Origin of the sequence: Pseudomonas sp. Colony2 (assembly GCF_019382755.1) — a bacterium.
GTDB lineage: Bacteria > Pseudomonadota > Gammaproteobacteria > Pseudomonadales > Pseudomonadaceae > Aquipseudomonas.
The window spans coordinates 4,440,066-4,463,297 of record NZ_CP080030.1 but is presented as its reverse complement, the minus strand read 5'-3'; the positions used below and the strand labels follow the sequence as shown (position 1 = coordinate 4,463,297).

18 protein-coding genes are annotated in these 23,232 nt (G+C 62.2%); 10 read left to right on the top strand and 8 right to left on the bottom strand.

Annotation, left to right across the window (positions count from 1 at the left end; translation table 11 throughout):
- Positions 1–74: 74 nt before the first annotated feature.
- The 3 genes from JV201_RS17705 to JV201_RS17695 are packed head-to-tail and all read left to right on the top strand — an operon-like array spanning position 75 to position 5,687.
- Positions 75–1,313: a TolC family protein gene (locus JV201_RS17705; protein ID WP_102606345.1), complete on the top strand. Its 1,239-nt coding sequence runs from the start codon at positions 75–77 to the stop codon at positions 1,311–1,313.
- On the top strand, positions 1,306–2,577 hold the full coding sequence (locus tag JV201_RS17700) for an efflux RND transporter periplasmic adaptor subunit (RefSeq protein ID WP_177035705.1): 1,272 nt from the start codon (positions 1,306–1,308) through the stop codon (positions 2,575–2,577). The genes JV201_RS17705 and JV201_RS17700 overlap by 8 nt, the downstream gene beginning before the upstream one ends.
- Positions 2,574–5,687: an efflux RND transporter permease subunit gene (locus JV201_RS17695; RefSeq protein WP_219405812.1), complete on the top strand. Its 3,114-nt coding sequence runs from the start codon at positions 2,574–2,576 to the stop codon at positions 5,685–5,687. The genes JV201_RS17700 and JV201_RS17695 overlap by 4 nt, the downstream gene beginning before the upstream one ends.
- A 102-nt stretch (positions 5,688–5,789) precedes the next feature.
- Here JV201_RS17695 and JV201_RS17690 read toward each other — a convergent pair whose 3' ends face one another.
- The gene (locus JV201_RS17690) at positions 5,790–6,905 is read right to left on the bottom strand and encodes a Gfo/Idh/MocA family protein (RefSeq protein ID WP_177019746.1); all 1,116 of its coding nucleotides are present in this window, start codon (positions 6,903–6,905) and stop codon (positions 5,790–5,792) included.
- A gap of 427 nt (positions 6,906–7,332) precedes the next feature.
- Between JV201_RS17690 and JV201_RS17685 the strand changes: the two genes are divergently transcribed.
- From JV201_RS17685 to JV201_RS17665, 5 genes are all read left to right on the top strand, one after another.
- A complete protein-coding gene (locus JV201_RS17685; RefSeq protein ID WP_250884673.1) occupies positions 7,333–8,373 on the top strand; it encodes a YCF48-related protein in 1,041 nt (346 codons plus the stop codon).
- A 15-nt stretch (positions 8,374–8,388) separates the two neighbouring features.
- On the top strand, positions 8,389–10,764 hold the full coding sequence (locus tag JV201_RS17680; protein WP_003211205.1) for an RND family transporter: 2,376 nt from the start codon (positions 8,389–8,391) through the stop codon (positions 10,762–10,764).
- 118 nt (positions 10,765–10,882) lie between these two features.
- A complete protein-coding gene (locus tag JV201_RS17675) occupies positions 10,883–11,179 on the top strand; it encodes a DUF5629 family protein (RefSeq protein ID WP_219405810.1) in 297 nt (98 codons plus the stop codon).
- A complete protein-coding gene (locus JV201_RS17670; protein ID WP_008435939.1) occupies positions 11,166–12,341 on the top strand; it encodes a lactonase family protein in 1,176 nt (391 codons plus the stop codon). The genes JV201_RS17675 and JV201_RS17670 overlap by 14 nt, the downstream gene beginning before the upstream one ends.
- A 156-nt stretch (positions 12,342–12,497) precedes the next feature.
- Positions 12,498–12,677: a hypothetical protein gene (locus tag JV201_RS17665; RefSeq protein ID WP_003211212.1), complete on the top strand. Its 180-nt coding sequence runs from the start codon at positions 12,498–12,500 to the stop codon at positions 12,675–12,677.
- A 131-nt stretch (positions 12,678–12,808) separates the two neighbouring features.
- On the opposite strand, the gene JV201_RS17660 is transcribed toward JV201_RS17665, so the two are convergent.
- The 4 genes from JV201_RS17660 to yegQ form a co-directional block, all read right to left on the bottom strand.
- A complete protein-coding gene (locus JV201_RS17660; protein ID WP_219405809.1) occupies positions 12,809–13,402 on the bottom strand; it encodes a glutathione S-transferase in 594 nt (197 codons plus the stop codon).
- Positions 13,399–17,037 carry an AAA family ATPase gene (locus JV201_RS17655; protein WP_219405808.1) on the bottom strand — a complete coding sequence of 1,213 codons (3,639 nt, stop codon included), beginning with the start codon at positions 17,035–17,037 and terminating at the stop codon, positions 13,399–13,401. The genes JV201_RS17660 and JV201_RS17655 overlap by 4 nt, the downstream gene beginning before the upstream one ends.
- A complete protein-coding gene (locus tag JV201_RS17650; RefSeq protein ID WP_219405807.1) occupies positions 17,034–18,275 on the bottom strand; it encodes an exonuclease SbcCD subunit D C-terminal domain-containing protein in 1,242 nt (413 codons plus the stop codon). Before JV201_RS17650 ends, JV201_RS17655 begins: the two co-directional genes overlap by 4 nt.
- Before the next feature lie 208 nt (positions 18,276–18,483).
- Positions 18,484–19,803, bottom strand: coding sequence for a tRNA 5-hydroxyuridine modification protein YegQ (gene yegQ, locus JV201_RS17645; protein WP_008435935.1), 1,320 nt, complete (start codon positions 19,801–19,803; stop codon positions 18,484–18,486).
- A 149-nt stretch (positions 19,804–19,952) separates the two neighbouring features.
- Here yegQ and JV201_RS17640 point away from each other — a divergent pair, with 149 nt between their 5' ends.
- On the top strand, positions 19,953–21,014 hold the full coding sequence (locus tag JV201_RS17640) for an AI-2E family transporter (RefSeq protein ID WP_003211223.1): 1,062 nt from the start codon (positions 19,953–19,955) through the stop codon (positions 21,012–21,014).
- Here JV201_RS17640 and JV201_RS17635 read toward each other — a convergent pair.
- The 3 genes from JV201_RS17635 to JV201_RS17625 all read right to left on the bottom strand — a co-directional run bounded on the left by JV201_RS17635 (position 21,011) and on the right by JV201_RS17625 (position 22,074).
- Positions 21,011–21,190 carry a hypothetical protein gene (locus tag JV201_RS17635; protein ID WP_003211225.1) on the bottom strand — a complete coding sequence of 60 codons (180 nt, stop codon included), beginning with the start codon at positions 21,188–21,190 and terminating at the stop codon, positions 21,011–21,013. The two genes, JV201_RS17640 and JV201_RS17635, sit on opposite strands and share 4 nt — an antisense overlap.
- Before the next feature lie 103 nt (positions 21,191–21,293).
- The gene (locus tag JV201_RS17630) at positions 21,294–21,488 is read right to left on the bottom strand and encodes a hypothetical protein (protein WP_003211226.1); all 195 of its coding nucleotides are present in this window, start codon (positions 21,486–21,488) and stop codon (positions 21,294–21,296) included.
- A gap of 232 nt (positions 21,489–21,720) precedes the next feature.
- Entirely contained in the window at positions 21,721–22,074 is a 354-nt protein-coding gene (locus JV201_RS17625) for a hypothetical protein (RefSeq protein ID WP_008435927.1), read from the bottom strand.
- A 241-nt stretch (positions 22,075–22,315) separates the two neighbouring features.
- On the opposite strand from JV201_RS17625, the gene JV201_RS17620 reads away from it, so the two are divergent.
- Complete coding sequence (locus JV201_RS17620) at positions 22,316–23,134, top strand: shikimate 5-dehydrogenase (RefSeq protein WP_003211230.1); 819 nt, start codon at positions 22,316–22,318, stop codon at positions 23,132–23,134.
- Positions 23,135–23,232: the final 98 nt, after the last annotated feature.

The window sequence follows — 23,232 nt, the reverse complement described above, 5'->3', positions numbered from 1 at the left end:
GTCCCTGAACCGGGACGGCCTTGCTGTGGGCCGCGTAAAGCGGTGCGCAGCGCAACAGAACAGGACACTTCAAGATGAATTTCCTATGCGTGCGTGCCCTGGTGATGGGCGTGCTGGCGTGGCCGACGCTGGCGTCTGCGCTGACCCTGGATGAGGCCTTGCGCCTGGCGCAAAACAACGCGCCGTCGCTGACGGCTGAATCCTCCAAATTGCAGGCCGCGACCCAGGCGGCGATTCCGGCCGGCGAACTGCCGGACCCGAAACTGGTAGTAGGCCTGCAAAATTTCCCCGTCGGCGGGCCCAATCGCGGCACGCTGTATGGCGATGACATGACCGAGCAAATGATCGGCATCCAGCAACAAGTGCCCAGCCGCGACAAGCGCAAGGCACGGGTTGAGTTGGCGTCGGCCAGCGTGGACACGGCTGCCGCCGAAGGCCGGATCGAGCGCTTGAATGTGCGTCAGGCCACCGCCCAGGCGTGGATTCGCGCCTATGCGGTGGAGCGCAAAGAGGCACTGTTCAAGGACTTCTATCAGCAGAATCGCCTGCTGCAAGACACCGTGCGTGCGCAACTGGCCGGCGGTCGCGGGCAGCCTTCCGACGTCGTGATCCCGAAGCAGGAAGCGGCTGACCTGGCCGAGCGCGAGGATGAGCTGATCCAGCAACGCGCCCAGGCCCGGGCGGCCCTCAAGCGCTGGATCGGCCCGGCCGCCAGTGAAGCCCCCAGCGGGCAATTGCCGAACTGGAAAATCGACACCACCGGCTTCACCCACAACCTGCACCAGCACCCGGTTCTGCAAGCCTTTGCACCGCGCACCCGCGAGGCCGAAGCCCGGCTGAACGAGGCCAAGGCGCAAAAGACCTCGGACTGGAGTTGGGAAGTGGACTACCAGCACCGAGGCCGTGAGTACGGCGACATGGTCAGCCTGCAATTCACCTTCGATTTGCCGATCTTCCCCGGTCGCCGACAAAACCCCGGTATCGCCGCCAAGCAGGCCGAACTCGACCAACTGGACGCCGAACGCGAAGCCAAGACGCGTGAACATACCCAGGAACTCGAAGACGACCTGGCCAACTACCAGCGCCTGGACCGCGCCGTGCAGCGCAGCCAGGACAGCCTGGTGCCGCTGGCCGAGGAGAAATTGTCGCTGAGCCTGGCGGGGTATCGCGCGGGCAAGGGCGACCTGATGAGCGTGGTCAGCGCCCGCCGCGAGTGGGTCGAGGCGCGCTTCAAACAGATTGACGCCATTGAGCAGCGTGCCCTGACCGGCGCCCAGCTGTATTTCGCTTACGGGGAACCCGCCAATGAATAACCGAATCGTGAATATGGCCCTGTTGGGCGGCGTCCTGCTGCTGGGTCTGGGTGGCGGCTATTGGCTGGCGCAGACACGCGAGGCACAGCCGGCCATGGTCGGGACGATGCGGGCGCCGGACGAGAAAAAGGCGCTGTACTGGTACGACCCGATGTACCCGCAGCAAAAATTCGACAAGCCGGGCAAGTCGCCCTTCATGGACATGCAACTGGTGCCGCGCTACGCCGGTGGCGCCGAGGAGAGTGCGGCGATTCAGATCGACCCCAGCCTGACCCAGAACATCGGCGTGCGCCTGGCGAGCGTCAGCCGTGGGGTGCTGGCGTCGAGTCTTGAGCTGTCGGGAATCCTCGCCTTCAACGACCGCGATGTGGCGGTGGTGCAGGCGCGCGCTGCGGGATTTGTCGAGCGGGTTTACGCCCGTGCGCCGGGGGATGTGCTCAAGGCTCAGGCGCCCCTGGCGGACATTCTGGTGCCCGAATGGGCCGCCGCTCAGGAAGAGTTCCTTGCTCTGCGACATAGCGATCCAGGTTTGTTGGCTGCCGCCCGCCAGCGTCTGCGCTTGAGCGGAATGCCTGCCGGGTTGATCACGCAGATGGAGCGCAGCGGCCGGGTGCAATCGGTGATGACCATCACCACCCCGCTGGGCGGCGCGTTGCAAACCCTCGACGTACGCGAAGGCATGACCGTCGCGGCGGGCCAAACCCTGGCGCGGGTCAATGGCCTGGGCACCGTGTGGCTGCAGGTCGCCGTGCCTGAAGCCCAGGGCGCCGCGCTGGCCGTTGGGCAAACGGTCGAGAGCCGTTTTGTCGGGTTGCCGGGACAGGTCGTCAAAGGCACCGTCGCCGCGATTCTGCCGGCAACTGCCATGGACAGCCGCACCGTGCAGGTTCGGGTCGAACTGCCCAACCCTGACGGTATGTTGCGCCCCGGTATGACCGCCCAGGTGCGCCTGGCCCAATCCAGCGGCCAATCGGTGCTGTTGCTGCCGAGCGAGGCGTTGATTCGCACCGGCAAACGCGTGCTGGTGATGGTGGCCGAGGAGGGCGGGCGATATCGCCCGGTAGAAGTCCAGGTAGGTGCAGAAAACCAGGACAACACCGTCATCCTCGCCGGCCTGCAGGAAGGCCAGCAGGTGGTGGCCTCCGGTCAATTTCTGCTGGACTCCGAAGCAAGTTTGAAGGGAATTACCACTCAATCGTCCGGCGGTTTTTCAGATGAGGGGGCCATGGACGGCATGAGCATGCAACCGGGAGCCCGGCCATGATCGCCCTGTTGATTCGCTGGTCGGTGGCCAACCGCTTTTTGGTGTTGTTGGCGACTTTATTCGTGACGGCCTGGGGTTTGTGGGCGATCCAGAACACCCCGGTGGACGCCTTGCCGGACCTGTCGGATGTGCAGGTGATCATCCGCACGCCGTACCCGGGCCAGGCCCCGCAGATTGTCGAGAACCAGGTCACTTACCCGATGACCACCACCATGCTCTCGGTGCCGGGGGCGAAGACCGTGCGCGGCTTTTCGTTCTTCGGCGACAGCTACGTCTACGTGCTGTTCGACGAGGGCACCGACCTGTATTGGGCGCGCTCGCGGGTGCTGGAATACCTGAGCCAGTTGCAGGCGCGTTTGCCGGCATCGGCCAAGCCGGCGCTGGGCCCGGATGCCACCGGTGTCGGCTGGATCTACCAGTACGCGCTGGTGGACCGCACCGGCAAACACGACCTGGCGCAACTGCGCTCGTTGCAGGACTGGTTCCTCAAGTTCGAGCTCAAGACCCTGCCCAATGTCGCCGAAGTGGCGACCATCGGCGGCCAGGTCAAGCAGTACCAGGTGCAGATCGACCCGCTGGCCCTGGCCAGTCGCGGCATCACCCAGGCCCAGGTGGTGGAAGCCATCGGCAAGGCCAACCAGGAAACCGGCGGTTCGGTGCTGAACATGGGTGAGTCGGAATACATGGTGCGTGCGTCCGGCTACCTGAAAACCCTGGAGGACTTTCGCGGCATTCCCCTGCGGCTCGACACCCACAACGTGCCGGTGACCCTTGGGGATGTAGCGACGATCCAGCTGGGCCCGGACATGCGCCGGGGCATCAGTGAACTGGATGGCGAAGGCGAGGCGGTGGGCGGCGTGGTGATCCTGCGCAGCGGCAAGAACGCCCGCGAGGCCATCGCGGCGGTCAAGACCAAGCTGGAGCAACTGCAAACCAGCCTGCCGCCCGGGGTGGAAATCGTCACCACCTACGATCGCAGCAAACTCATCGATCGCGCCGTGGACAACCTCAGCCACAAGCTGCTCGAAGAGTTCCTGGTGGTGGCGCTGGTGTGCGGGATCTTCCTGTGGCACCTGCGCTCCTCGCTGGTGGCGATCATTTCGTTGCCGGTGGGGGTGTTGATTGCCTTTATCGTCATGCGCTTCCAGGGCATCAACGCGAACATCATGTCCCTGGGCGGGATTGCGATTGCCATCGGCGCGATGGTCGATGGCGCGGTGGTGATGATCGAGAATGCCCACAAGAAAATCGAAGCCTGGCACCACGCGCATCCGAACCAGGAATTGAAGGGGGAGGCGCATTGGAAGGTCATCACCGATGCAGCAGTGGAGGTGGGGCCGGCGTTGTTTTTCTGCCTGCTGATCATCACCTTGTCGTTTATCCCGGTGTTCACCCTGCAAGCCCAGGAAGGCCGCTTGTTCGGGCCGCTGGCCTACACCAAGACCTATGCCATGGCCGCTGCAGCGGGGTTGTCGGTGACCCTGATCCCGGTGCTGATGGGCTACTGGATTCGCGGGCGTATTCCCGATGAGCAACGCAACCCGCTGAATCGCGGCCTGATCAAACTCTACCAACCGGCCCTCGACGCGGTGCTGCGCTGGCCGCGCATGACCTTGCTGGTCGCGCTGCTGATGGTCGCCAGTGCGCTATGGCCAGTGTCGCACCTGGGCGGTGAATTCCTGCCGCCGCTGGATGAGGGTGACCTGTTGTATATGCCGTCGGCGTTGCCTGGTTTGTCGACGCAAACTGCCGGCGCATTGCTGCAACGTACCGACCGCTTGATCAAGAGCGTGCCGGAAGTCGCCCACGTGTTCGGCAAGGCCGGCCGCGCCGAAACCGCCACCGACCCGGCGCCGCTGGAAATGTTCGAAACCACCATCGAGTTCAAGCCGCGAGACCAATGGCGGCCGGGCATGACCCCGGAAAAACTGGTGAAGGAACTCGACCGGGTGGTGCAGGTGCCGGGGCTGACCAACATCTGGATTCCGCCGATCCGCAACCGCATCGACATGCTCGCCACCGGGGTCAAAAGCCCGATCGGCGTGAAGGTCGCGGGTTCCAGCCTGATGGACATCGATGCCGTGACCCAGGCCGTGGAAAAGGTCGCCAAGACGGTGCCCGGCGTCAGCTCGGCGCTGGCGGAACGCCTGACGGGCGGGCGCTACATCGACGTGGATATCGACCGCCCGGCCGCCGCGCGTTATGGCCTGAACATCACCGATGTGCAGTCCATTGTCTCCGGGGCGATTGGCGGGGAAAACATCGGCGAGACCGTCGAAGGCTTGGCGCGGTTTCCCATCAACCTGCGCTACCCGAAAGAATGGCGCGACTCGGTGAGCGCGATGAGCAACCTGCCGATCTATACGCCGTCAGGCAGCCAGATCACCCTGGGCACCGTGGCCAGGATCAAGGTCAGCGAAGGCCCGCCGATGCTCAAGAGCGAAAACGCTCGGCCTTCCGGCTGGGTGTACATTGACGTGCGTGATCGCGACCTGGCGTCGGTGGTGAAGGACTTGCGCGAGGCGATCAACCAGAACGTGCAACTGCAACCGGGCATGAGCCTCAGCTACTCGGGGCAGTTCGAGTTCCTGGAGCGGGCCAATGAACGCCTGAAACTGGTGGTGCCGGCGACTTTGCTGATCATCTTCGTGCTGCTGTACCTGACGTTCCGGCGGGTGGATGAGGCGCTGCTGATCCTCGCCACGTTGCCGTTCGCGCTGACGGGTGGGGTGTGGTTGCTGTACTGGCTGGGCTTCAACCTGTCGGTGGCGACGGGTGTTGGATTTATCGCGTTGGCGGGGGTGTCGGCGGAGTTTGGCGTGATCATGCTGCTGTATTTGAAAAACGCCTGGGCCGAACGCCAGGGAGGAGGGGACCAGGCCCTGCTGGAAGCCATCACCGAAGGTGCCGTATTACGCGTACGGCCCAAGGCGATGACCGTGGCCGTAATCATCGCCGGCTTGCTGCCGATCCTTTTAGGCGGCGGCACCGGCAGCGAAGTCATGAGCCGGATTGCCGCGCCCATGATTGGCGGCATGCTCACAGCGCCCTTGCTCTCCCTGTTCGTCATCCCGGCGGCATATAGGCTAATGCGCAAATCCAAAAGCTAACGACAATCAAATGTGGGAGCGGGCTTGCTCGCGAAMGCGGTGTGTCAGTCGCCAGATGCCGTGGCTGACCCACCGCGTTCGCGAGCAAGCCCGCTCCCACATTTAGACCTCATTCAGCCTGACCCACCGCTCCTCCTTGGCCGCCACCCGAATCGCCGTGGCCAACCGCTCAATCTCCCAAGCCGCCGCAAAATCCGTCCCGTCACTACCCTTGCCGGCCAACGCCATCACCAACTCATGCACCTCCAGCGTCTTCAACTCGTTGTACCCCAACTGATGCCCCGGCGCCGGACTGAACGCCGCATACCCTGGCAACGAAGGCCCCGCCAACACCCGCTGAAACCCCTCCTGCCCAACCCGAAACAGCTGCAATTCATTCAACCGTTCCTGATCAAACAACAACGTGCCCCGGGTGCCACTGATCTCAAAGCTCAGGTGATTCTTATACCCATGCTTCAGCCAGCTACTGCTCACCGTCCCCCGTGCCCCATTGGCAAACCGCAACAACGCATGCACCTGGTCATCCACCGCAATCTCCCGCAGCGTCTCACTCCCGGCGGTGGCAGGCCGCTGCCCGTGCACCGTTTGCGTATCGGCACACACACTCACCACATCCCCCACCAAATAGCGCGCCATGGACAGTAAATGGCTGCCCAGATCCGCCAACGCACCGCCGGCATGTCCCACCTCACAGCGCCACGACCACGGCGACGCCGAATCCGCCATGAAATCCTCGCTGAATTCCCCCTGAAAACTGATGATTTCCCCCAACTCACCGCGGGCGATCAACTGCCGGGCCAAACCAATCATCGGGTTGTGCTGATAGTTGTAACCCACCCGCGTCACCACCCCGGCCTTGCTCGCCGCATCACGCATCGCGGCCGCCTGCTCCAGGCTCACCGCCAGCGGCTTCTCGCAATACACCGCCTTGCCTGCCGCCAGTGCAGCCATGGCCATGGGGTAGTGCAAATGGTTGGGAGTAGTGATGGCGACAACATCCACCTTGGGATCGTCAATCAACTGCTGCCAGTCGCCATGGGCCTGGGCAAACCCCCAGTCAGCGGCGCAGCGTATTGCGCGCTCGGTATCGGCATCGGCCAGGGCGGCCAGCGTGAGCTTCACCGGCAGCTCGAACACCGCCCGCGCGTTATTAAACGCCAAGGCGTGGGCACGCCCCATAAAGCCTGTACCAATCAGGCCGATTCCGAGTTCGCGCATAGCCGGGTTCCTTCGAATTATTGTATTGAGAAGCCTATTTATGGAATAAATATTCCCAAAACTCAACACATAGAATAAAAATTCATTCCAGGGCTCTCCATTCACCCGTGGCGAGGGAGCTTGCTCCCGCTGGGCTGCGCAGCGGCCCCAAAAAGCGTAGGAGCGCTGCGCACTCCAGCGGAAGCAAGCCCCCTCACCCCAACAGCCCCCCTCCACGGATCACCGCCGCTGATAGCACTACATTCAGCACCGACCCAAACCCCTCCAGTTAACAAAACATAACGTAGCGCCGATTGTCAGACGATTCCAAAGCCCGCTAGGATGGCCCAGCTTGCCCAAGGCGCTCTAGATTGCAGGTTTCAGGGCTCCCCACGGCAAGACGACCTAACAATAATAAATGGGAGAAAGGTCTATGAGTGAGCCTGTCATGGGTGTGGTGTTTTTCCGCCCGAAGGCCACGCGCAGGGTCGCATTGCTGGCCACAGCGCTCTCGTTGCTGGGGGTTGTCGCGTTGTCGACACCGGCCCATGCCGCCACAGAAACCACCGCCGCCGCGGTGTTCGCCATTGACTCCCCCAAGGCCGCCAAAAGCCTGATGATCGACGTGGTCCACGCAGGCAAGCGCCTGGTCGCGGTCGGTGATCGCGGGCACATCCTCTATTCCGACGACCAGGGTGTCACCTGGACCCAAGGCAAAGTCCCCACCCGGCAACTGCTGACCGCCGTGTTTTTTGCCGACGACCAACACGGCTGGGCGGTGGGCCATGACGCACAGATCCTCGCCACCACCGACGGCGGCATGACCTGGACCCAACAATTCCAGGACCTCAAGCGCGAAGCACCGCTGCTCGACGTCTGGTTCAAGGACGCCAGCAACGGCTTTGCCGTGGGTGCCTACGGTGCGCTGATCGAAACCACCGACGGGGGCAAGACCTGGGACGACGTCAGCGACCGCCTCGACAACGAAGACCAATACCACCTCAACGCCATCGCCCAGGTGAAAGACGCCGGGCTGTTTATCGTCGGTGAGCAGGGCAGCATGTTCCGCTCCCATGACGAGGGGCAAACCTGGGAAAAACTCGAAGGCCCCTACGAGGGCTCGCTGTTCGGCGTGATCGGCACCGCCCAGGCGCAGACGCTGTTGGCCTACGGCCTGCGTGGCAACCTGTTCCGCTCCACGGATTTTGGCAGCACCTGGGAGCCGGTGGAACTGAACGCCACTCGTGGCGCGCTGGAATTCGGTTTGTCGGGGGCGACCCTGCTGGACGACGGTTCCATCGTGGTAGTGGGCAACGGTGGCAGCGTGGTGGTCAGCCACGACGACGGCCTGACCTTCAGCGTATTCAATCGCCCGGACCGCATTTCGCTGTCGGCGGTCACCGCGGCGGGCAACGGCAACTTGATTCTGGCGGGGCAGGGCGGCGTTCGCGTGGCCAGTCCAACCGGCGCCGAGCCGACAAAACAATAAGAAGGCGGGGACACAATGAGCAGTCATCACAACGACAAGGCCACGTTTCTCGAGCGCCTGATTTTCAATAACCGCCCGGCAGTCATCACGATCTGCCTGCTGGTGAGTATTTTCCTGTTCTGGCAGGCGACGTTGATTCGCCCGTCCACCAGCTTCGAAAAAATGATCCCCCTCCAGCACCCCTTCATCGAGAGGATGATGGAGCACCGCAACGACCTGGCGAACCTGGGCAACACGGTGCGCATTTCGGTGGAGGCCAAGGACGGTGACATCTTCACGAAGGAGTACATGGAGACCCTGCGCCAGATCAACGACGAGGTGTTCTACATCTCCGGCGTCGACCGCTCCGGCCTCAAGTCCCTGTGGAGCCCCAGCGTGCGCTGGACCGAAGTTACCGAAGAAGGCTTTGCCGGCGGTGAAGTGATCCCGCAGAGCTACAACGGCTCGCCGGAAAGCCTCGACCAGTTGCGCAACAACGTGCTGAAGTCCGGGCAGGTCGGGCGGTTGGTGGCCAACGACTTCAAGTCGAGCATCGTCGACATTCCGCTGCTGGAGTCCTATCCGGACCCACAGGACCAGGGCAAGCTGCTGGCCCTGGACTACCGCAAGTTCTCCCATGAGCTCGAAGACAAGATCCGCGACAAGTTCGAAGCGCAGAACCCCAACGTCAAGATCCACATTGTCGGTTTTGCCAAGAAGGTCGGCGACCTGATCGACGGCCTGGTGATGGTGGTGATGTTCTTCGGTATCGCCTTCGTCATCACCCTGGTGCTGCTGCTGTGGTTTACCAACTGCCTGCGCAGTACCGTCGCGGTGTTGAGCACCACGCTGGTGGCGGTGATCTGGCAGCTCGGGCTGATGCATGCCCTGGGTTTCGGGCTGGATCCCTACTCGATGCTCGTGCCGTTCCTGATCTTCGCCATCGGTATTTCCCACGGCGTACAGAAGATCAACGGCATCGCCCTGCAATCCAGTGATGCCGACAACGCCCTGACCGCGGCCCGGCGTACCTTCCGCCAGCTGTTCCTGCCGGGCATGATCGCGATCCTCGCCGATGCGGTCGGTTTTATCACCCTGTTGATCATCGACATCGGCGTGATCCGCGAGCTGGCAATCGGTGCTTCGGTGGGTGTGGCGGTCATCGTGTTCACCAACCTGATCCTGCTGCCGGTGGCGATCTCCTATGTCGGCATCAGCAAACGCGCCATCGCCAAGAGCAAGAAGGATGCGCACCGCGAACACCCGTTCTGGCGCCTGCTGTCGAAGTTCGCCAGCCCCAAGGTCGCGCCGGTGTCGATAGCCCTGGCGCTGATCGCCTTCGGTGGCGGCCTCTGGTACAGCCAGAACCTGAAGATCGGTGACCTCGACCAGGGTGCACCGGAGCTGCGCCCGGACTCGCGATACAACAAGGACAACAATTTCATCATCAACAACTACTCCACCAGCTCCGACGTGCTGGTGGTGATGGTCAAGACTCCGCCCGAAGGCTGCTCGCGGTATGAAGCCATGGCGCCCATCGACCAGTTGATGTGGAAGATGCAGAACACCGAGGGCGTGCAGTCGGCCATCTCGCTGGTCACCGTGTCCAAGCAGATGATCAAGGGCATGAACGAGGGCAACCTGAAATGGGAAACCCTGTCGCGCAACCCGGACGTGCTGAACAACTCCATTGCCCGCGCCGATGGCCTGTACAACAACAATTGCTCCCTGGCGCCGGTGCTGGTGTTCCTCAACGACCACAAGGCCGAAACCCTCGACCGCGCGGTGCATGCGGTGCAGGACTTCGCGAAAGAGAACAACAAGGACGGCCTGGAATTCATCCTCGCCGCCGGTAACGCCGGGATCGAGGCGGCCACCAACGAGGTGATCAAGGAGTCCGAGCTGACCATCCTGATCCTGGTGTACCTGTGCGTGGCCACCATGTGCATGATCACCTTCCGCTCGTGGGCGGCGACCCTGTGCATCGTGCTGCCGCTGGTGCTGACCTCGGTGCTGGGCAACGCGCTGATGGCGTTCATGGGCATCGGTGTCAAGGTCGCGACCTTGCCGGTGGTGGCGCTGGGGGTGGGGATCGGCGTGGACTACGGCATCTACATCTACAGCCGCCTGGAGAGTTTCCTGCGGGCCGGCCTGCCGTTGCAGGAAGCCTATTACCAGACGCTCAAGTCCACCGGTAAAGCCGTGCTGTTCACCGGCCTGTGCCTGGCAATCGGCGTATGCACCTGGATCTTCTCGGCCATCAAGTTCCAGGCCGACATGGGTCTGATGCTGACCTTCATGCTGCTGTGGAACATGTTCGGCGCGCTGTGGCTGCTGCCGGCGCTGGCACGCTTCCTGATCAAGCCCGAGAAGCTGGCGGGGCAGAAAGGCAATTCGCTGTTCGCCCACTGATCCAACGCTGTTTGCCAAAACGCCGTGGCCTGTGCCACGGCGTTTTGCATTGCGCGGGCTTAGGCCGATGCAACGATTTGACCTATCATGAGGTCTTTCCTCTTGATGATTGATGGTTATGACTGCCGACACCGCTACCTTGCCCGACGCTTTTGAAGACTGCCAGATGGTCGAAATCGATGGCCTGCACAGCTTCGATTTCAGCCTGGATGACCAGAAGTTATTGATCATCTGCATGGACGGTCGCGTCGAGAAGCGCTGGAGTTTCACCCTGGAGCAAGTCAAGGCGGCGACCTTTGATCAAACCCTGCAAAGCTGGACACTTACCGATGACAAGGGCGAACACCGCCTGGTCTGCATGAGCGGCGTCACCGGCAACAATAATGACGAGGATGAAGCGGATGATGATGCGTAAATTCTGGCCCCTGCTGATGGCCGGCAGCGTAGGCGCAATGTCGGTCCAGGCCGCGCCGGTGGACACCTATGAATTGCTCGTTGGCAGCTACACCGCCGGCACCAGCGAAGGTATCTACCGTTTGCAGTTCGACAGCCGTACCGGGCAGTTCAGCGGCCAGCCGGTGCTCGCCGCCAAGGCGGCCAACCCGTCGTGGCTGACCCTGTCCAAGGACCAGAAGCACCTGTTTGTGGTCAACGAAAACGGCCCGGGCCAAAAAGACCCGGTGGGGCGCGTCAGCAGCTACAGCATCGACCCGAAGAACCATCAACTGACCCTGATCAACCAGGTGCAGAGCCTGGGCAACGAGCCGACCCATTCCAGCCTGGCCAGTGACGGGCGCTACCTGTTCGTGGCCAACTATTCGGTGCTGGAAGATCCGGGCGGCAGCCTCGCGGTGCTGCCGCTAGACACCGAAGGCAAGCTGTCGCCGCCGGTGCAGTTGAGCGGGCACCCGGCCAGCCGGGTCAACCCGGAGCGCCAGGCGTCCAACCACGTGCATTCGGTGGTGTCTTCGCCGGACGGCAAATACGTGTTTGTCCAGGACTTGGGGGCGGACAAGATCTTTGCCTACCACTACGACCCCAAGGCCAACCATGAACTGCCGCTGACCCCGGCCGACCCTGCGTTTGTGCAATTGCCACCGGGCAGCGGCCCGCGGCACCTGCTGTTCACCGCAGACGGCAAGCACGCGTGGCTGACCACCGAGATGAGCGCGCAAGTGGCGGTGTTCGACTACAACGATGGCAAGCTGACCCAGAAGCAACTGGTCAACTTCGCGGATGGCCAGCCGGTGTCCGACAAGGCCGGTGCTGCACTGCACACCTCAAGCGACGGCAAGTTCCTCTACGTGAGCAACCGTGGCACCGCCAACCAGATGTTGGTGTTTGCCATCGACCCGGCCACTGCGCAGCTCAAAGAGATCCAGCGCCGATCGGTGGAAGGTGACCATCCCCGGGAGTTCGCCCTGGACCCCAGCGGCAAGTTCCTGCTGATCGCCAACCAGAAGAGCAACGAGATTGTGGTCGTCGAGCGCGATCCCAAGACCGGTCTTTTGGGCAAAACCGTGCAGAAACTGGCGATTGATGCCCCCAGCGACCTCAAGTTCCTGGTGCGGCAATAAGCCACAGGCCCCGCAGTGCGGGGCCTGACTTGTTGTATTAATACTATTAATAGCGGCTAGTGTTTCAATGAATTTCTAAGGCTAACCCCTCGGGCGTAAGTTTGGTTCCAAGGCCAACACAGGCCACCAAGCTAACCGAACACAAGGGTTACCGACATGAACTTCAATCTTTTCTCGATCATCGCCGCTTCCGCTGTTTCCGCCACCGTAGCGTTGCCAGCCAGCGCCAGTGTTGAAATCAGCAGCAAAAAAACCAGCACCAGCGCCTACACCCAGAAATACCTGCAACAAAGCGCCAACTTCTATGCAGCGCTGGACCACAAAATCCAGAACTGATCTTGAAGCTGATGAAGATCAAATGTGGGAGCGGGCTTGCTCGCGAAAGCGCCGGGTCAGTCTATACATGGGCTGACTGATACACCGCCTTCGCGAGCAAGCCCGCTCCCACATTTTGTCCTGCGACAGTCTCAGGTTTTTGCCATCACGGCGATGAACAACGGCGATTCCAGAAACCGCTGCAACCAAGCTCGCAACCGCGGATACGGCGCCCGGCCAAACCACTCCCGATCCACATGGGCAAACTGCCGCACAAACGGCGCAAGTGCCACATCCGCCAGGCTCAAATGCCCGGCCAGCAAATACTCCCGCTCCGCCAGCAACCCCTCCAGCCTCATCAAAAACACCTCACCCTCGGCCCGATAATGCTCCATCGGATACTCCGGATAGCGCTCGGCATACTTGTATCGATTCAATTGATGTTTGAAGCCCTGATCATTCTCTTCAATCAGCGCCTGCGTCGCCCGATCATCCCCAAGCAACCAACCCTCAGGATCGTTCTGTGCCAGTGCCCAGCGCATGATCGCCAGGCTTTCATCGATCACCCGGCCATCCACGCTCAGCACCGGCACCGTGCCTTTGGGTGACAACGCCAGCATCTCAGCCGGCTTGGCCTTGAGGCTGACCTCGATGATCTGCACCGCCACCCCTGAATACCGCAGGGCCATCCGCGCCCGCATCGCATAGGGGCAACGGCGGAACGAATACAACACGGCGTCGCTCACTTGACCTCCAGGGTGCTCAAGCCATTGCCCTGGCGCTTGACCTGAATCTGCACCGGAATCCGCTCGTGCATTTCCTGCACATGGGAAATCACCGCGACCTTGCGGCCCTGGGCCTGCAAGCCGTCGAGGGCGTCCATCGCCAGTTGCAGCGACTCGGGGTCGAGACTGCCGAAGCCTTCGTCGATAAACAGCGACTCGATCTTCAACGTGCTCGACGCCATCGACGCCAGGCCCAAGGCCAGCGCCAGCGACACCAGGAACGTCTCGCCGCCGGACAACGAGTGCACCGAACGCAGTTCGTCGCCCATCTCCGTGTCGAGTACCAGCAGGCCGAGCATGCTGCCGCCGCGCTTGAGGCGGTAGCGGCGCACCAGTTGGCGCAGTTGGACGTTGGCGTGGTGCACCAGCAGGTCGAGGTTGTAGGCCTGGGCGATCTTGCGGAAGGTATCGCCGGTGGCCGAGCCGATCAGCGCATTCAGGCGTGCCCAGCGTTGCCATTCTTCGTAGGCCTTGGCGATCTCGGCCGCCAAGGCCTGGTTGGCATCCTGGCGGCGCTGGTCGTCGGCCTGTTGGGCGCGCAGTTCGGCGCAGTGTTTTTCGCCAATGATCAGCGCGGCATTGAGTTCGGCCAGGGCGCTGTCCAGTTGCTCGGCGTCGAGGTTGCCGTTGTGCAGCGCCTGGTGATCCTTGAGCCGCTGTTCGCGCTCTTGCAGCAACACCTTGGCCTGCTCGATGGCTTTTTCGCTGTGTTGCAGTTGCTGGCGTAGCTCGGCCACCTGCGGCTCATCGAAGGCCACCAGGCGCGCCAGGCCTTCGTCATCGAGTTCCGGGTGCAACGCGCGCCAGTCGCTCAGGCGCGTAGTGAGGGCCGCGTGTTCGGTTTCCAGGGACTGTTGGCGTTCTTGCAGCGATTTGAGGTCGGCGGCCAGTTGGATCAACTGGTTGCGGGTGTCCTGCAACTGTTGGTTGGCCTCGGCCTCATGTTGCCGCGCCTGGTCGACGGCCAGGTCCAATTGCTGTTGCCAGTGTTCGGCGCTGGAGTTTTCGCCCAGTAGGCCGGCGAGTTTTTCCTTGGCGGCGTGTTGCAGGGCGCTCTGTTCGGCGAGCTGTTTGTGCAAAGTCTCCAGCTGCTGCTGGCGATGTTGCTGGCGGTCCTGCTCTTTCTCGATGGCTTGCTGGCGCTGCAGCTGCTCGGCCAATTCTTCCTTTTGGTTGTCGAGCTGTTCCAGGCGCTGGCTGACCTGCTGGTCGAGCAACATGAAGGTCGCCGCCGGCTCGCTGCGCAGGCCTTCGAGGGTCTCGGTGGGCAGCAGGCTGGCGAAGGCGTTGAGTTCTTCGTCCAGGCGTTCGCGGTCGTTGGACAGTTCCCGTTGCTGGTCGATCAGTAACTGGCGCGCCTGTTGGCTGGCGTCCTGGGCGGCTTGCAGTTGTTGCTGCAAACGCCCGGCGTTCTGTTGCAGGTTGAGCAGGGCGCCCTGGCGTTGCTCGTCCTGGGTGAGGCTCTGGCTGAGCTGGCTCAGTTGCTGGGCGAGCCAGGCGTCGCGCTTGGCCGCGTCCTGGTTGAACAGCGAGGCCGACAGCGGATGGGCTTCAAGGCTTGGCAGCAAGGCCTGCAACTGGCTGGCGAGTTGCTCCTGTTGTTGCAGGAATTCCTTTTGCTGGGCGATCAGGCCGCCCACTTCGCCACGCAGGTCAGTGAGTTTTTCCTTGAGCACATCCACGGCTTGCTGCGCGTTGGCTTCTTCGCTTTCGTCGTGGCGGGTCAGGCTTTGCAGCATGGCTTCGGGCTGGTGATACGGGTGCTCGACACTGCCGCACACCGGGCACGGCTGCTCATCCTGCAGCTGGCCGCGCAATTCCTCGACGCTGGCACTGCGGGCCAGGCGCTGGCGCTCCAGCAGTTGCTTGGTGACGGTCAGGGTCTGTTCGGCGACGGCCAACTCGGCCTTGGCCTGCAAGCCGCTCTGGTTCAACAGTTCGCGTTGTTGCTGGGCGAGGGTCTGCTTTTGCGTCAGGGCCTGGCTCTGGCTGTCGAGTTGCTGATGGCTGTCCCACAGCCGCGCCAAGTCCTCAAACGCGCGATGTTGCTTGCGGTTGTCCTGGAGCAGGCTGCCGAGCAACTGGATCTGTTCGGCCACTGCATGGGGCTCGGCGCCGGCTTCGTGGTACAGCAGGTCAAGGGCTTCGCGTTGCTCGGTCCATTTTTCACCGAGACGGGTGGCGCGCTCTTCCAGTTGTGGCAGTTCGGCCTGGCCTTTATTGAGGCGATTGCCGATCAGCATCAGCTGTTGCAAGCGGTCGCGGTAGGCGCTCCAGGCCTCGCTCAACGGCGCGAGGGCGGCGCTGCGTTCAAGCTCTGCGGCGAGCCGGTGCAGGCGCTCGGCGACAACTTTTTGCTTGTCGAGCAAGCCGGTCAACGTCGCCTGGCCTTCCACGCAGGCAGCTTCACCCAGCTGTTTCTCTTCGCTGCGTTTGGTCAGCTCGCGGGTCAAGTGGGCGAGGGTGGTTTGCTCCTCGAAGGCCTGGCGCAGCAAGGGCACAGCGTCGGCTTGCTGCTTGAGGGCCTGGGCGAGGGTGGCTTGCACGTCGGCCTGTTGCTGTTGCAGTTGGGTCTGGCGGGTGTGCAGCGCGGTTTGTTGCTCAAGGTGCTGCTGGATCTGCGCGGCAAGGGGCTGCAGCTGCGTGGTCAGTTCGGCCTGGCGGGCGAAGTGGTGACGTTGCGGCGCCAGTTGTTCCAGGCGGCTGAGGTCCAGGCGCTGCGGGCCCTGGCTTGCCCAGTGTTGCTGGGCCTGTTGCAGTTGCTCGACCGCACTTTGTTGGCGCTCCTGCCACTCTCGCAGTTCCTTCAGCCAGGTGTGCTGCAACTCGAGTTGCTTGAGTTGCGCCTGCTGGGTCTTGAGCTGTTGCTGTGCGGCGGCCAGTTGCTCGTCGAGTTCGGCGCGGGCCTCGGGGGCCAGCGGGGTGACGCCGGTGGCCTGGTCCTGCAGGTGTTTGTGGGCGTCCCGGGCGTCCTTGGCCTTGTCGAAGGCGCGGCGACCGAGTTGGGTGTAGAGCGCAGTGTCGGTGAGCTTTTCCAGCAGTTCGCTGCGCTCGTTGTCGTTGGCCTTGAGGAACGCGCTGAACTCACTTTGCGCGAGCAACACCGCGCGGGTGAACTGCTCGAAGTTCAGGCCCAGGGCCAATTCCAGCTGGGTCTTGTATTCGGTTTTCTGGCTGGCCAGCAGTTGCTCGCTGTCCAGGTCGATCAGGCTTTGCCGGCTGGCTTGCAGCTTGCCGCTGGCCTTGTCCCGGGCGCGGTTGGCTTCCCAGCGGGCGCGGTAGCGACGGCCACTGACGCCGACAAAATCCACTTCGGCATAACCGCCGCCAGTGCCCCGGCGAATCAGGGTGCGTGGGTCACCGATGGAAATATCGGTGTCGGCATCCGGCATTTTTGCCTGGCCGGTATCGCCCAGGCGCGGCACGGCGCCAAACAGCGCCAGGCACAGCGCATCGAGCAAGGTACTTTTACCGGCGCCGGTGGGCCCGGTAATCGCGAACAGCCCGGCGCTGGCCAGGGGCTCGGCGGTAAAGTCGATTTCAAACGGCCCGGCCAGGGAGGCAAGGTTTTTCAGGCGAATGGCGAGGATCTTCATGGCTGTTCGCCCTCCTGTTGCACTTCCTGGAGCAGCACGGCGAAGTCCTTCAGGGTCTGTTCGTCCACTTCACTGCCGTAGCTTTCCTGCCAGGCGCGGCTGAACAATTCCTGGGGCGTGAGCTGGTCGAGTTCGATCAGGCGGTCTTCCTGGCTGTCTTCACGGCCTCCGTTGCCTGCGTATTCAGCGGCGATGCGCACCAGGCGCACGGCCTTGCCTTGCAGGGCGTTTTCCACCTGCTGGCGCAGGTCGGGCTGCGGTTCGTCGAGGCGCACCCGCACTTCCAGCCACGGTTGGCGCTGTGTTTCGGCCAGCAGGTCGATGTCGGGCAGGTCGGCCAGTTGCTTGAGGATGTCGGCCAGGGGCGCGGCTTCCAGGCGTTGCAGGTTGACCGAGCGCGGGATCAGGCGGGATTCGACGCTGACCAGGGTTTCGCCGTCCAGTTGCACGTCGAGGATCTGGTGCTGGTAGCCGATTTCCGAGAATGACAGCGGAATCGGTGAGCCGCAGTAGCGAATCCGCTCCTCGCCATTCACCCGCTGGGGTTTGTGCAAATGGCCGAGGGCCACATAGCTGACGGTGGCATCGAACAGGCTGGCGGGCAGCGCTTCGGCATTGCCGATGATCAGGCTGCGCTCGGAGTCTTCCGACACCGAGCCGCCGGCCATGTGCGCATGGCTGATGGCAACCAGTGCCTGGCCCGGCTGGCGCTTGGCATTGGCGGCAGCAATCAGCCACTCGTGAACCTGGCCGATGCCCCGCAGGTAATCGTCCCCCAGTTGGGCGCCGGTCACTTCGGCCGGGCGCAGGAACGGCAATGCCAGGCACCAGCCGGCAATTTCACCGTCGGCACCGGGCAATGGAATCAGCAGGCGTTCGACATCCAGTTGTCCGTCATCCAGCCACAGCACCCGTCCCAGGGCGTGGGTGCGCAGGCGGCGCATCAACGGCGCCGGCAGTTCGATGCGCGAGCCGGAGTCGTGGTTGCCGGCGATCATCACGATGGTCAGTGCAGGGTTTTGCTCATGGGCGCCGATGATGAAGTCGTACAGCCGCTCCTGGGCCTTGAGTGGCGGGTTGACCGTGTCGAAAATATCGCCGGCGATCAACAGCACGTCAGGGCGATGCAGGCCCAACTGGCCCAGCAGCCAGTCGAGGAAGCAGGCGTGTTCGAAGTCGCGTTCCTGGCCGTGCAGGTTTTGCCCAAGGTGCCAGTCGGAGGTGTGAAACAGACGCAAGGCGATCTCCGTAAAAAAGAGGGTGACCGCTCAAGACAAGGTGGCGGTACGCAGAACCGCCAATTCTACTTTGCAAATGAACCTATTGCGCGTACGCCCTGCTTTTTGTGGTGAGGAGCTTGCTGTGGTGAAGGAGAGTGCTGTGGTGAGGGAGCAAGCTCCCWCACCACARCAAGCTGTCTCACACTCATTGAGGTGTCTGGCGAAGTTAAACGTCGCGCATCAAAAGGCCGAAACGCAGGTCCATCTCCGCCGGGATCGGCAAATACACCGTATGCCCGTCACCCGGCGCCACCGCGATGGCCTCGCCCTTGGCGTTGTGCAATGAGCCCAGGTCAAAGTGGAAATTCCCCGCCGGGGTCATCAGTTCCAGGTGATTGCCCACGGCAAAACGGTTCTTGACCTTGACCTCGGCCAGTTCGCCGCGCCGTTCACCGGTCAGTTCGCCGACGAACTGCTGGCGTTCGGACACCGAGCTGCCGTTCTGATAGTTCTGATACTCATCGTGCACGTGCCGGCGCAGGAAACCCTCGGTGTAGCCGCGCTGGGCCAGGGATTCGAGGTTGGTCATCAAGCCCCGGTCAAAGTCGCGCCCGGCCACCGCGTCATCAATCGCCTGGCGATATACCTGGGTGGTTCGGGCGCAGTAAAAGTGGGATTTGGTGCGGCCTTCGATCTTCAACGAGTGCACGCCCATGCGCGTCAGCCGCTCGACGTGCTGCACCGCCCGCAGGTCCTTGGCGTTCATGATGTAGGTGCCGTGTTCATCTTCGAAGGCGGGCATCTGTTCGTCGGGGCGATTGGCCTCCTGCAGCAGGAATACCTGGTCGGTGGGCGCGCCGAGGCCCAGGGTCGGCTCGGGCGCATAGTGCTGCACGATGTCGCCGGCGGCGTTTTCCACCGCAGGCGTCGCCTGGTATTTCCAGCGGCAGGCGTTGGTGCAGGTGCCCTGGTTGGCATCTCGCTTGTTCATGTAGCCCGACAGCAGGCAGCGCCCGGAATAGGCCATGCACAGCGCGCCATGCACAAATACTTCCAGCTCCATGGCGGGGACTTGCTGGCGAATCTCGTCGATTTCCTCCAGCGACAACTCCCGCGACAGGATGATTCGGCAGATGCCCTGCGCCTGCCAGAATTCGACGCTGGCCCAGTTCACCGTATTGGCCTGCACCGACAGGTGGATCGGCATGTGCGGGAAGTGCCGGCGCACCAGCATGATCAGGCCCGGGTCGGACATGATCAGCGCATCCGGGCCCATGGCGATCACCGGGGCAAGGTCCTTGAGGAAGGTTTTCAGCTTGGCGTTGTGAGGCGCGATGTTGACCACCACATAGAACCGCTTGCCCTGGGCCTGGGCTTCCTGGATGCCGAGGGCGAGGTTGGCGTGGTCGAACTCGTTATTGCGCACCCGCAGGCTGTAGCGCGGTTGCCCGGCGTAGACGGCATCGGCACCGTAGGCAAAGGCATAACGCATGTTTTTCAGGGTGCCGGCGGGGGCGAGCAGTTCGGGGGCGATAACGGGAGGCATGGGTTCGGGTCGCAAAAGGGCGGCAGGGTAGCCGGGCCGGGTGCGCAGTTTATTGATCCAGGTCTAATAAGTAGGGCACTCGCGGGATTTGCAGTGGACTAAACATCAAGGCGCACATGAGCGCCTGGTGTTTTAGACATGGACCGAACATGAACCAAACCAACCTGCAATTCAAAACCCTGCTGTTACTGCTCGCCCTGGTGACCATCGCGTTTATCTGGATTTTGCTGCCGTTCTACGGCGCGGTGTTCTGGGCGGTGATCCTGGGGATCATCTTTGCGCCGATGCAACGGCGCTTCCAGCAACGTTTTGGCTGGAACCGCAACCTGACATCCCTGGCAACCCTGACGGTGTGCCTGATAATTGCGATTTTGCCGGTGATCATCACCAGTGCCTTGCTGGTGCAGGAAGGCGCGACGCTTTACAAGAACGTCGAGAGCGGCAAGCTCGACGTTGCCGGGTATATCGAGCAGTTCAAGAACTTCCTGCCACCGTATTTCCAGCATCTGCTGGACCGCTTCGGCATGGGCAACCTGGAAGGCCTGCGGGAGAAGATCGTCAAGAGTGCGATGCAGGGCAGCCAGTTTTTTGCGACCCAGGCGTTCAGCTTCGGCCAGGGCACCTTTGACTTCCTGGTGAGCTTTTTCATCATGCTGTACTTGCTGTACTTCCTGCTGCGCGATGGCCCCGAGCTGGTGCGCAAGGTGCGCACCGCGGTGCCGCTGGCCGAACCGCAGAAGCGTCGCCTGCAATTGAAGTTCAACCGGGTGGTGCGTGCCACGGTGAAAGGCAACGTGCTGGTTGCGGTCACGCAAGGCGCGTTGGGTGGCTTGATCTTTTGGTTCCTGGACATTCCCAGCGCGTTGCTCTGGGCGGTGTTGATGGCGTTTCTGTCGCTGCTGCCGGCGGTGGGCGCGGGGATTGTGTGGGGGCCGGTGGCGGCGTACTTCCTGCTGAGCGGGTCGATCTGGCAGGGCGTGGTGCTCGGGTTGTTCGGGGTATTTGTGATCGGGCTGGTGGACAATGTGCTAAGGCCCATCCTGGTGGGCAAGGACACCCGCATGCCGGATTACCTGATCCTTATCTCAACCTTGGGCGGCCTGTCGATCTTTGGCTTGAACGGCTTTGTCATCGGGCCACTGATTGCTGCGTTGTTCATGTCCAGCTGGGCGCTGTTTGTGGAAACCAAGCCGCGGGTGCAACTGCCTTAGGCATGAAAGCAATGCGCCATTTTGACCGACAGGGCCTGGGCGGCCGGTAGTGAAGTGAGTGGGCCGCTGATGGCTTCGCCATCGCGTACCAGGTACCAGCAGGCGAGTAGACCCAGCTCCCGGAGAGAGGCGGGAACGGCACTGCCGATGACAGACATGATTTGAATAGTGGGCATGATGACCTCCGATACGCTATGGAGGTGACATTACGGTGCGCGGGCCTTCAGGGAAAATCAACCTGCTCGATAGTCGACATCACTGTTATCGAGCGACCCTCTGTCAGTCGACCACCTGGTCGAGCATATGCACCACTTCCTGTTCACTGAGCAGGCCCTTGCGCACCAGGTTTTCCGTCAGCAAGGACAGGAACTTGGCGTTGCGATGGCCTTCCAGGGCCTTGAGCTCCGTCAGTACGCTATAGACCTTGCTCGAGGTGCAGAGGCCGGCGGTGCGATGTGGGTTTTGCGTGGGCATGGGCAATCGTCCTTGTTGTTATTGGTCGGACAGTGTTGATAGTGGAAGCCTTTTGAGACACAAACATGACAGCGCAGGCCCCGTTCGGGCAAGCGCCTATTGAGATCAATGATGTGGGATTTGGCCACAGCCATTGTCCTTATAACGACCTTGGCGAGATTTATTCAGACCTGCAGGCCAAAAAAAGGCCCCGCTTTTAGGGCGGAGCCTGTTCAGGTGTATCAGTTGAGGCTTACCAGCCGCGACCGTAATAGCCGTGTGGAGGGCCGTAGTAGCCGCGCGGTGGGCCGTAGTAGACCGGCGCCGGGCGGTAATAAACCTGTTGTTGCACATACACAGGCGGTGGCGGTGCGTAGTAGACCGGCGGCGGAGCGGCATACACCGGCTGCGGCTGGACATACACCGGTTGTTGCACGTAGACCGGCCGCGATTGACTGGCGACGATCGAGCCGCCTACCACTGCACCAACAACGGCTCCCAGTGCGAGCGGAGCACCCCAACCACCACCGTGGGCGGAGGCCTGTCCTGCCATAGCGAGTGCGCCGATCAGCAAGGCGATCTTGGGGAGTTTACGAATCATGGTCATTCCTCGGTTAGCCCCTGCGCTCATGGTCTGCAATCAATCGACTCAAGGATTGTCGCGGGGATACTTTTAAGACAGCGTATTTCTAAAAAACAGCACAGCCGATAGGTAAAGGTTGTGTAAGGTCTGTATCGGTTGGCTTACACAAGTGGCCGGGCACAGTGCGTATGATCCATGACAACCCGCCGGCGCGGGTATTCCGTCTATCCGAAACCGCCTCTGGAATGGCTTCAAGGAGTTACCGATGCAGATGAACCCCAACAAGGACACCCAACTGTGCATGTCACTGTCGGCGCGCCCCGGGAACTTTGGCCTGCGCTTTCATAACCACCTGTACGAGCAGTTGGGGTTGAATTTCTACTACAAGGCCTTCAGTAGCCAGGACCTGCCGGGCGCCGTCGGTGGCATTCGGGCCTTGGGCATTCGGGGTTGTGGCGTGTCGATGCCGTTCAAGGAAGCCTGTATTGCCCTGGTGGATGAGCTGGACGATTCGGCGCGGGCCATTGCGTCAATCAATACCATCGTCAACACCGACGGGCATTTGAAGGCCTACAACACCGATTACATCGCCATCGAGCAACTGCTGCACAAGCACCAGGTGCCCAAGGACTCGACCTTCGCCCTGCGCGGCAGCGGCGGCATGGCCAAGGCGGTGGCCAGTGCCTTGCGCGATGGCGGCTACGCCAAGGGCGTGATCGTGGCGCGCAATGAAGAAGCGGGCCGGGCGCTGGCCCAGAGCCTGGGGTATGAGTGGCAGGCGCAGTTGGGTGCCTTGCGCCCGCAGATGCTGGTCAACGTGACGCCGATTGGCATGACCGGAGGGGCGGAAGCGGATCAGTTGGCGTTTGAAGCTGACGCGGTTGATGCGGCCGAGACGGTCTTCGATGTGGTGGCGATTCCCTCGGAAACGCCACTGATCCTGCGTGGACGGGCCCAGGGCAAACGAGTGATCACCGGTTTGGAAGTGATCGCCATCCAGGCGTTGGAGCAGTTCGTGCTGTACACCGGCGTGCGGCCGACGGATGAACAGTTTCAGGCGGCGGTGGCATTTGCCCGGAGCTGAGCATCACCGCTGGCGGTGTGGAGAGTGAGCTTGCTGTGGCGAGTGAGCTTTTGTGGCGAGGGAGCTTGCTCCCGCTGGGTTGCGCAGCAGCCCCAAGA

What these genes read in the sequence shown, in the direction of transcription:
- JV201_RS17705 (WP_102606345.1), top strand. Translation starts at nt 75, where the DNA reads ATGAATTTCCTATGCGTGCGTGCCCTGGTGATGGGCGTGCTGGCGTGG.
- JV201_RS17700 (WP_177035705.1), top strand. Translation starts at nt 1,306, where the DNA reads ATGAATAACCGAATCGTGAATATGGCCCTGTTGGGCGGCGTCCTGCTG.
- JV201_RS17695 (WP_219405812.1), top strand. Translation starts at nt 2,574, where the DNA reads ATGATCGCCCTGTTGATTCGCTGGTCGGTGGCCAACCGCTTTTTGGTG.
- JV201_RS17690 (WP_177019746.1), bottom strand. Translation starts at nt 6,905, where the DNA reads ATGCGCGAACTCGGAATCGGCCTGATTGGTACAGGCTTTATGGGGCGT.
- JV201_RS17685 (WP_250884673.1), top strand. Translation starts at nt 7,333, where the DNA reads ATGGGTGTGGTGTTTTTCCGCCCGAAGGCCACGCGCAGGGTCGCATTG.
- JV201_RS17680 (WP_003211205.1), top strand. Translation starts at nt 8,389, where the DNA reads ATGAGCAGTCATCACAACGACAAGGCCACGTTTCTCGAGCGCCTGATT.
- JV201_RS17675 (WP_219405810.1), top strand. Translation starts at nt 10,883, where the DNA reads ATGACTGCCGACACCGCTACCTTGCCCGACGCTTTTGAAGACTGCCAG.
- JV201_RS17670 (WP_008435939.1), top strand. Translation starts at nt 11,166, where the DNA reads ATGATGATGCGTAAATTCTGGCCCCTGCTGATGGCCGGCAGCGTAGGC.
- JV201_RS17665 (WP_003211212.1), top strand. Translation starts at nt 12,498, where the DNA reads ATGAACTTCAATCTTTTCTCGATCATCGCCGCTTCCGCTGTTTCCGCC.
- JV201_RS17655 (WP_219405808.1), bottom strand. Translation starts at nt 17,037, where the DNA reads ATGAAGATCCTCGCCATTCGCCTGAAAAACCTTGCCTCCCTGGCCGGG.
- yegQ (WP_008435935.1), bottom strand. Translation starts at nt 19,803, where the DNA reads ATGCCTCCCGTTATCGCCCCCGAACTGCTCGCCCCCGCCGGCACCCTG.
- JV201_RS17640 (WP_003211223.1), top strand. Translation starts at nt 19,953, where the DNA reads ATGAACCAAACCAACCTGCAATTCAAAACCCTGCTGTTACTGCTCGCC.
- JV201_RS17635 (WP_003211225.1), bottom strand. Translation starts at nt 21,190, where the DNA reads ATGCCCACTATTCAAATCATGTCTGTCATCGGCAGTGCCGTTCCCGCC.
- JV201_RS17630 (WP_003211226.1), bottom strand. Translation starts at nt 21,488, where the DNA reads ATGCCCACGCAAAACCCACATCGCACCGCCGGCCTCTGCACCTCGAGC.
- JV201_RS17625 (WP_008435927.1), bottom strand. Translation starts at nt 22,074, where the DNA reads ATGACCATGATTCGTAAACTCCCCAAGATCGCCTTGCTGATCGGCGCA.
- JV201_RS17620 (WP_003211230.1), top strand. Translation starts at nt 22,316, where the DNA reads ATGCAGATGAACCCCAACAAGGACACCCAACTGTGCATGTCACTGTCG.